Raw genomic sequence first — 8,418 nt, 5'->3', positions numbered from 1 at the left:
GACCTGGAGGTCGACGAGTCCAGCCTCACCGGGGAGTCGCTGTCGGTCGCCAAGTCGGTACCCGCGACACCGGGGGCCGAGCTCGCCGACCCGCTCACGCCCATCCTGGCCACCGGCGCCGCCGCGACCGCGGTGCTCGGCGAGGTCACCGACGCCGTGCTGGTCGGCAGCGTCACCGCGATCAACGCCGTCGTCAGCGGGCTGCAGCGGATGCGCGCCGAGAGCACGCTGGAGTCGCTGCTGCTGGAGCAGGCGCACTGCGCCCGCCGGGAGACCGACGGCGGCACCGAGGAGGTGCCCACCACCGCGCTGCGCCCCGGGGACGTGCTGCTCGTCGAGCCCGGCGACGTCATCGGGGCGGACGCCCGGCTGCTGGACGCCGAGGACCTGGAGGTCGACGAGTCCAGCCTCACCGGGGAGTCGCTGTCGGTCGCCAAGTCGGTACCCGCGACACCGGGGGCCGAGCTCGCCGACCGCACCTGCATGCTCTTCGACGGCACCACCGTGGTCGCCGGGCGCGGGCGGGCCGTCGTCGTCGCCGTCGGGCCGGCCACCCAGGCCGGGCGGGCCGCGCGCGCCGCCGGGGGCGCGGCGCCACCGGCCGGCGTCCAGGCGCGGCTGGCCGAGCTCACCCGCGCCGTCCTCCCCCTCACGCTCGCCGGGGGCGGCGTGGTCACCCTGCTCGGGGTGCTGTGGGGCCGCCCGCTGCGCGAGTCGGTCGCCGCCGGGCTGGCGATCGCGGTCGCCGCGGTGCCCGAGGGGCTGCCGCTGGTGGCCACCGTCGCCCAGCAGGCGGCGGCCCGGCGGCTCTCGCGGCGCGGCGCGGTGGTGCGCAGCGCCCGGGTGCTCGAGGCGCTCGGCCGGGTGGACACCGTCTGCTTCGACAAGACCGGCACGCTGACCGAGAACCGGCTGCGGGTCACCCGCCTGCTGCCCCTGGACGACGGCGGCGAGGAGGACCTGCTGCGGCTGGCCGCGGCCGGCATGGGCAACGGCGACGACGGCGCGCACGAGACCGACCGCGCGGTGCTGGAGGCCGCGGGCGAGGCGTGGGACGGCCCGCCCGACGCGAGCCTGGCGTTCGCCGCCGGGCGCGGCTTCTCCGTCGCCGTCCGCGACGGCCGGCTGGTCGTGAAGGGCGCGCCCGAGGTGGTGCTGCGCCGCTGCGCCGGCGCCCCCGAGCTGCGCGACCGGGTGCGGCAGCTGGCCGGCGAGGGGCTCCGGGTGCTCGCCGTCGCCGACCGGGAGGTCGACGGGACGCCGGAGGAACTCGACGGGGCGGCCGCGGACCTGACCCTGCGCGGGCTGGTCGGGCTGTCGGACACCCTCCGCGAGTCGTCGGTGCGCGCCGTCGAGCAGCTGCGAGCCGCCGGGGTGCGGGTGGTGGTGGCCACCGGGGACCACCCCGAGACGGCGAGCGCGATCGCCGCGCAGGCCGGGGTGCCCGACGCCGATCGCGTGGTCACCGGCGCCCAGCTGGCGCGGGCCACCGACACCGAGCGGGCGCGGCTGGTCGCCGGCACCGCCGTCTTCGCCCGGCTCTCCCCCGAGCAGAAGGTCACGCTGGTGCAGGCGCTGCGCCGGGCCGGGGCGACGCTGGCCATGACCGGCGACGGGGTGAACGACGCCGCCGCCATCCGGCTGGCCGACGTCGGCGTCGGCGTGGAGGGCGCGGAGTCGCCGGCCGCCCGCACCGCCGCCGACCTGGTGCTCACCGACCTCGACCTCACCCGGCTGGTCGACTCGATCGCCGAGGGCCGGGCCATGTGGTCGCGGGTGCGCGACGCGGTGTCGGTGCTGGTCGGCGGGAACGCCGGTGAGGTGGCCTTCACCGTGCTCGGCACCGCCGTCGGCGGCCGGGCGCCGGTGAACACCCGCCAGCTGCTGCTGGTCAACCTGCTCACCGACATGTTCCCGGCGCTCGCCGTCGCGGTGGCCGCACCCCGCCAGGTGCCGGTGGGCGACGACCACGGTCCGCTGGCCGGGCACCCGCTGGCCGCCGTGCTGAGGGCCGGCCCGCACCGGGGCTTCACCGCAGGGGTGCGCCGGATGGTGCTCGTGCGGGGGGCGGCGACGACGGCCGGGGCGACCGCGGCCTGGCTGGTGGGCCGGGCGACGCCGCTGTTCCCCGGCCGGGCGAGCACGATGGGGCTGGCCGCGCTGATCAGCACCCAGCTCGCACAGACCGCGTGGTCGGGGCGGCGCAGCCCGCTGGTGCTGGCCACCGTGGCCGGGTCGCTGGCGGCGCTGGTGACGATCGTGCAGACGCCGGGGGTGAGCCGGTTCTTCGGCTGCACGCCGCTGGACCCGGTGTCGTGGTCGGTCGTGCTCGGCTGCGCCGCCGCCGGCGCCGCGGGCGCGGAGCTGGTCCCGGGCCTGCTGGCCCGGTCGGGCACCGGGGAGGGCGGCCCGGGCACCGGTCAGATCCGGTAGGCCCGCAGCTTCGCGTAGAGGGTGGGGCGCGCGAGGCCCAGCTCGCGGGCCGCGGCGGTCTTGTTCCCGCCGCACGCGGCCAGCACGTCGGCGATCACCGTCGCCTCGGCCTTCTCCAGCGGGGTCAGCCGGCGGCCCCCCGGTGGCGCACGCAGCTCCGGGGGCAGGTGCTCCACCCCGACCGGGCGCCGGCCGGCTGCCGCGACCGCCGCTCGCACGGCGAGCCGCAGCTCGGCCACGTTGCCCGGCCACGGGTGGTCGCGGCACGCGGCCAGTGCCTGAGGTGTCCAGCGCACCCCGTGCGGTGAGAACTGCCGCACCAGTCCGTCCACCTCGGCGGTGCGCAGCCGCAGCGGCGGCACCTCCACGACCGTCGCCCCCAGGGCGTCCAGCAGCCGGGTCAGGTGGTCGGCCGGTCCGGTGATCGTCGCGGTCACCCGCAGGGGCAGCGACGGGAGCAGGACGGCCAGCCGGTCGGCGTCCAGCGGGGACAACCGCTCCAGGTGCGCCAGCAGCACCGCTCCGCCCGGCACCGCCTGCAGCTGCCCGGCCCACGACCGGCACCCCTGCGTCGCGTCGAGCAGCAGCGGCTCCTCGGCGAGGGCCGCCAGCGCCCCGGCGAGCAGGTGCCGCTTGCCCGTTCCGGCCTCCCCGCGCACCGCCACGGTGGCGCCGTCGGCCAGCAGCCGTCGCACCAGCGCGGCCGCCCGGTCGGTGGCGGACCCGGCGGCGTCCCCACCCGGCGGGGGGTCCGCCGGCGGGGGGCCCTGCGCCGGCGGGTCCAGGACGAGGACGGCGCCGGAGACGCGCGGCCCCTCGGTGACCAGCCGCAGGGTGGCGGTGCGGGAGTCGAGCTCGGGGATCGTGATCGGGCCGCCGTCCTCCACCGCCCCCAGGATCCGCGACCACAGCGCGTCCCGGTCGACGTCCAGGGCCGCGGCCGCGCGGTTGGTGATCAGGACGTCGGGACCGAGGGTGATGACCGGCGCCCCGCCGCGCGACGAGGTGAGGAACTCGTCGAAGAGCTGCCGCTCGCGCGCACCGGCAGCGTGCAGCAGCGCCTCCTGCACCTCGCGCACGAGCGCGAGCACGGCCGGCTGCAGGCGGTCGTTGGTGTCCTCGGCGCGGCAGGTGATGTTGACCGCGCCGACCCCGCGCCGGGTGAGCGGGTGCGGCACGGGGGCGGCCACGCAGGTGAACCGGTGGAACGGCTCCTTGAAGTGCTCGGAGCCGCGGACCGTGGTCACCCGCCGCGCCTCCAGCGACGTGCCGAGGCCGTTGGTGCCGGCGTGCTCCTCGTCGAAGGAGAAGCCCTCGACGACCTCCATCCGGTCCAGGTCGGCGCGCAGCGCGGGGTCCGACACCCACCGCCACAGCACCTGGCCGGCGCTGTTCGTGATCGCCAGGCAGGTGTCACCACCGACGAGCAGCGGGGCGAGCCGGGCGACGACCGGCACGGCCGCCCGGGCGAACCGGGTGTCCACGTCGGGCTCGAGGTAGGGCAGGTCGACGCGCTGGGGGTCGACACCCGAGAGCCGGGACCGGCGCCAGGACGTGAGGATCTCGGCCCGCACGCCGTCGGTGGCCTCCTCGCCCAGCTGGAACTGCTCCCACGGACTGACCACCACCGGCCACCGCCCTCCCGGGACCGTCCCCCGCCGAGCGTCGTGCGAGCGGGGTCTCCCGACCGTCAGATTTCTGAACACCGATCCGGGTGTGACGCAGCTTACTTTCTGGGCCACCGCCGTCACGAGGAGAACGTCATGGACCGACTGCGATTCGGCACCTTCCTGGCCCCCTTCCACCCCGCCGGTGAGAACCCCACCCTGGCGCTCCAGCGGGACCTGGAACTGGTCGAGCACCTCGACCGCTGCGGCTACGACGAGGCCTGGATCGGCGAGCACCACTCGGCCGGGACCGAGATCATCGCCTCGCCGGAGATCTTCATCGCCGCGGCCGCCGAGCGCACCCGGCACATCAAGCTCGGCACCGGCGTCACCTCGATCGCGTACCACAACCCGCTCTGGGTGGCCGAGCGGATGGTGCTGCTGGACCACCTCACCCGCGGTCGCGCGATGCTCGGCTGCGGCCCCGGCTCGCTGCCCACCGACTCGATGATGCTCGGCCTCACCCCCACCGACACCCGCGAGCTGCTGGAGGTCGACCTCGACATCATCATGCGGCTGCTCCGCGGCGAGACGGTGACCGCGCAGACGAAGACGCACAACCTCGTCGACGCCCGGTTGCACCTGCGGCCCTACACCCAGCCCTGCTTCGAGATCGCCGTCGCGGCCGTCGCCTCCCCCACCGGCCCGCGCATGGCGGGCACCCACGGGGTGGGGCTGCTGTCCATCGGCGCCACCCTCACCAAGGACGGCTTCGACGCCCTCGCCCACCACTGGAACGTCGTCGAGGAGCGGGCCGCCGCGCACGGCCAGACCGTCTCCCGCCGCGACTGGCGGCTGGTCGGCCTGATGCACGTCGCCGAGACCCGCGAGCAGGCCTACGCCGACGTCCAGTTCGGCATCGAGACCTGGTTCCGCTACTTCCAGAAGACCGCGGCCTTCCCCCAGATGGCGGTCGAGGGCGGCGACGCCAAGGAGATGATCGACTTCATCAACGAGGCCGGCATCGGGGCCATCGGCACCGTGGAGGACGCCCGCGCCCAGGTGCAGCGGTTGTGGGACCAGTCCGGCGGGTTCGGGGCCATGCTGCTGCTCGGCCACGAGTGGGCCAACCCCGCGGCGACGAAGCGCTCGTGGGAGCTCATCGCCCAGCACGTCATGCCGCACTTCCAGGGCGGGGAGATCAGCCACGCCCAGCGCACGCTCGATGCGAAGGCGTTCGCGACCGGCAAGCGGGAGGGCTACGCGGCCGCGCAGATGCAGGCCGTCGCGACGATGACCGAGCGCTACGAGAAGGAGAAGGCCGGCACCGCCTGACCCCCGGTCCGCCCGCCCCGCGCCGCCCCGAACGAGGAGCAGCAGATGAACCGACCGCCCGGGGACGACGGTGTCCGCGACCATTTCCGCGAGGTCATGGCGGGCGTGCCCACGCCGGTCTCGGTGGTGACCAGCCTCGACGACGGCAGGCCGCACGGGACGACCGTCAGCGCGTTCGCCTCCCTGTCGATGGCACCGCCCATGGTGCTCGTCGCCCTGGACCACAGGTCCGACCTGCTCGCCGTCGTCCGCCGGACGAACCGCTTCGGGCTCAACGTCCTCGGCAGCGACCAGGCCGCGCTGGCGACCGCCTTCGCCCGCAAGGGCGGCAGCCTGAAGTTCACCGGGGTGCTGTGGGAGACCGCCGACGGCGTGCCCCGGCTGCTCGGGGCCCGTGGCTTCCTCGGCTGCGCGGTCGCGCGGGTGGTCGACGGTGGCGACCACGTGGTGCTGCTCGCCGACGTCCGGGTCGCCGACTCCGGCACCGGGCACCCGCTGACCTACTACTCGCGCGACTTCGGCACCCACGTCGCGCTGGACGCGGTCCGGCCGTGAACCCGCCGGAGCCCTTCCGGGCCACCGCCGGCGCGGTGCAGTCCGCGGTCGCCGCGCTCGCCGGTGGCGAGCTCGTGGTGGTCGTCGACGACGCCGACCGGGAGGACGAGGGCGATCTCGTGGGCGCCGCGGAACTGGTCACCCCCGACCGGATGGCCTTCCTCGTCCGGCACACCACGGGGATCGTCTGCGTGCCCATGAGCGCATCCCGCGCCGACGACCTGCGGCTGCCCCTGATGGTCGCCGACAGCACCGACCTGCACGAGACCGCGTTCACCGTCAGCGTGGACGCCGCCGGTACGGGCACCGGGGTGTCGGCGGCCGACCGCGCGGCGACCGTGCGCGCCCTCGCCGACCCGGCCACCCGTCCCGGTGACCTGCGGCGCCCCGGTCACGTCTTCCCCCTCCGTGCCCGCGCCGGCGGCGTCCTGCGGCGGGCCGGCCACACCGAGGCCGCGGTCGACCTGCTGACGATGGCTGGGCTCTCCGGGGTCGGTGTGATCAGCGAGATCCTGGCCGACGACGGCTCGATGCGCCGCGGCCCCGATCTCCGCGCCTTCGCCGCCGCGCACGGGTTGCCGCTCCTGGCCGTCGCCGATCTGGTCCGGTACCGGCGGGCGAGCGAGCGCCTCGTCGAGCCGGTCGGGGGCTCGGCCATGCCCACCGCCTTCGGCGACTTCCGCGCCGTCGCCTACCGCAGCACCCTGGACGGCGTCGAGCACCTGGCGCTCGTCCTGGGGGACGTCGCCGCCGCCGGCCGCTCGGAGGCCGGTGTGCTGGTGCGGGTGCACTCCGAGTGCCTCACCGGCGACATCCTCGGATCGCTGCGCTGCGACTGCGGGGCCCAGCTCGAGCAGGCGCTGCGCGCGGTCGCCGCCGAGGGCTGCGGTGTCGTGGTCTACCTGCGCGGCCACGAGGGACGGGGCATCGGGCTCGGGCACAAGATCCGCGCGTACGCGCTGCAGGAGCTGGGCCTGGACACCGTCGACGCCAACACCGCGCAGGGGCTGCCGGTCGACTCGCGCAGCTACGGCGTGGGCGCCCAGATCCTCGCCGACCTCGGTGTCCTCCGGCTCCGCCTGATCACCAACAACCCCGCCAAGCACGGCGGGCTCGACGGCCACGGGCTGCAGATCGTCGACCGGGTCGCGCTGCCCACCGCGCCGACCCCGCACGACGTCCGCTACCTGCGGACCAAGCGGGACCGCCTGGGTCACACCGTGCTCACCGGGCCGGAGACCGCAGACACCAGCTGAACCCCCCGCGGCACCGTGCGCCCGGTGACGTGGCAGCACGGTGGGTGAGGACGCGCGCGGCCCGACGATCTGGCGCCGACCGCAGCCACCGAGGGGTTGACCTGCACGTTCGGGGCCGAGAGCGTGACCGTCCTGGATCGCTCCAGCTCAGGGGAGGATCGCGATGGCGCTGTACGTGTACCGCTGCGAGGACCACGGGCTGAGCGAGCGCGCGCTGCCGATGGGCACCGCCGGGCGGACCGCGCCCTGCGACGACTGCGGCTCCCCCGCCGTCCGGGTCTTCACCGCACCGCGGCTCTCCCTCGGCGACGCCACCCGCCGCGCGCTCATCGACCGCACCGAGCGGACCCGCGACGAGCCGCAGGTCGTCTCGTCCCCGCCCGCGCGCCCGGCGCGCGCCCCGGCAGCGGCCGCGAACCCGGCGCTGCGCCGGCTGCCGCGCCCCTGACCCCGCCGCCGTCCACCGGGACGGCGACCCACCCACCACCGAACCGAACGGGGACCGCGACACCGCACCAGCGATGAGGGGGAAGTGCAGATGGCCAGCGTGGGACTCCTGTACGTCGGAGCCGTCCTGATCCTCAACGGGCTGATGCTGCTGGGCCGGGTGGACGCCCGGGCCGCCGCACCGCTGAACTTCTTCGTCGGCGGCCTCCAGGTCATCACCCCGACCTGGCTGATCTTCACCTCCGGCGGGGACCCCGACGTGGTGCTCGCCGCCTCGGGGCTCTACCTGTTCGGCTTCACCTACCTCTACGTCGGCTTCAACCTGCTCGGCGGCCTCGACGGCACCGGCCTCGGCTGGTTCTCGGCGTTCGTCGCCGGGTGCGCCCTGGTCTACGCCGGCCTCAACTTCGGGCGGCTGGACGACCCGGCCTTCGGCGTCATCTGGCTCTACTGGGCGGTGCTGTGGGCGCTGTTCTGGGTCGTGCTCGGGCTGAAGCGGGAGGAGTGGACCCGCTTCACCGGGCTGGTCGCCGTCGTCGCCGGTGTGTTCACCGCCGCGATCCCGGCGTTCATGCTGCTCACCGGCGTCTGGGGTGACTACCTCACCGAGTCCGCGATCGCCCTCGCCGTCATCTGCCTGGCGTCGCTCGCGCTCGCGCCGCGGCTGCGCGTCCCCCAGCCGGCCGAGGCGCGCGCACCCGCCCCGGAGTTCCGCGAGGCCGACGCGCCGCCGTCGCCCCGCACCGGCACCCCCGCCGCCCACGAGGGGAGGTGACGTCCTCCCC

Annotated in this window: 7 protein-coding genes; 6 read left to right on the top strand and 1 reads right to left on the bottom strand. The window is 75.9% G+C overall.

Translation table 11 applies throughout. The annotated features are described in order from the left end of the window. A partial coding sequence (locus E9565_RS20830) for a cation-translocating P-type ATPase (protein ID WP_236836639.1) occupies window positions 1-2,433 on the top strand: 2,433 nt, incomplete at its 5' end. On the opposite strand, the gene E9565_RS20825 is transcribed toward E9565_RS20830, so the two are convergent. Continuing rightward, window positions 2,421-4,058 (bottom strand): sigma-54-dependent Fis family transcriptional regulator, encoded by a 1,638-nt coding sequence (locus tag E9565_RS20825; RefSeq protein WP_236828689.1) that lies wholly within the window; start codon window positions 4,056-4,058, stop codon window positions 2,421-2,423. The two genes, E9565_RS20830 and E9565_RS20825, sit on opposite strands and share 13 nt — an antisense overlap. Before the next feature lie 138 nt (window positions 4,059-4,196). On the opposite strand from E9565_RS20825, the gene E9565_RS20820 reads away from it, so the two are divergent. The 5 genes from E9565_RS20820 (at window position 4,197) to E9565_RS20800 (ending at window position 8,408) form a co-directional block, all read left to right on the top strand. Next, entirely contained in the window at window positions 4,197-5,375 is a 1,179-nt protein-coding gene (locus E9565_RS20820; protein WP_236828688.1) for an LLM class flavin-dependent oxidoreductase, read from the top strand. A 45-nt stretch (window positions 5,376-5,420) separates the two neighbouring features. Then, window positions 5,421-5,930 (top strand): flavin reductase family protein, encoded by a 510-nt coding sequence (locus tag E9565_RS20815; RefSeq protein ID WP_236828687.1) that lies wholly within the window; start codon window positions 5,421-5,423, stop codon window positions 5,928-5,930. Beyond that, window positions 5,927-7,186, top strand: coding sequence for a bifunctional 3,4-dihydroxy-2-butanone-4-phosphate synthase/GTP cyclohydrolase II (locus E9565_RS20810; protein WP_236828686.1), 1,260 nt, complete (start codon window positions 5,927-5,929; stop codon window positions 7,184-7,186). The genes E9565_RS20815 and E9565_RS20810 overlap by 4 nt, the downstream gene beginning before the upstream one ends. 163 nt (window positions 7,187-7,349) lie before the next feature. Beyond that, on the top strand, window positions 7,350-7,634 hold the full coding sequence (locus tag E9565_RS20805) for a zinc ribbon domain-containing protein (protein ID WP_236828685.1): 285 nt from the start codon (window positions 7,350-7,352) through the stop codon (window positions 7,632-7,634). A 90-nt stretch (window positions 7,635-7,724) separates the two neighbouring features. After that, window positions 7,725-8,408, top strand: coding sequence for an AmiS/UreI family transporter (locus E9565_RS20800; RefSeq protein WP_236828684.1), 684 nt, complete (start codon window positions 7,725-7,727; stop codon window positions 8,406-8,408). Window positions 8,409-8,418: the final 10 nt, after the last annotated feature.

This window comes from Blastococcus sp. KM273129 (assembly GCF_021698995.1).
GTDB lineage: Bacteria > Actinomycetota > Actinomycetes > Mycobacteriales > Geodermatophilaceae > Blastococcus.
Note: the sequence above shows the minus strand (reverse complement) of the source record. Positions and strands in the feature narration are given on the sequence as shown.

Bases quoted from the DNA above. Each gene is read 5' to 3' on its own strand.
- E9565_RS20820 (WP_236828688.1), top strand. From the start codon at position 4,197: ATGGACCGACTGCGATTCGGCACCTTCCTGGCCCCCTTCCACCCCGCC.
- E9565_RS20815 (WP_236828687.1), top strand. From the start codon at position 5,421: ATGAACCGACCGCCCGGGGACGACGGTGTCCGCGACCATTTCCGCGAG.
- E9565_RS20805 (WP_236828685.1), top strand. From the start codon at position 7,350: ATGGCGCTGTACGTGTACCGCTGCGAGGACCACGGGCTGAGCGAGCGC.
- E9565_RS20800 (WP_236828684.1), top strand. From the start codon at position 7,725: ATGGCCAGCGTGGGACTCCTGTACGTCGGAGCCGTCCTGATCCTCAAC.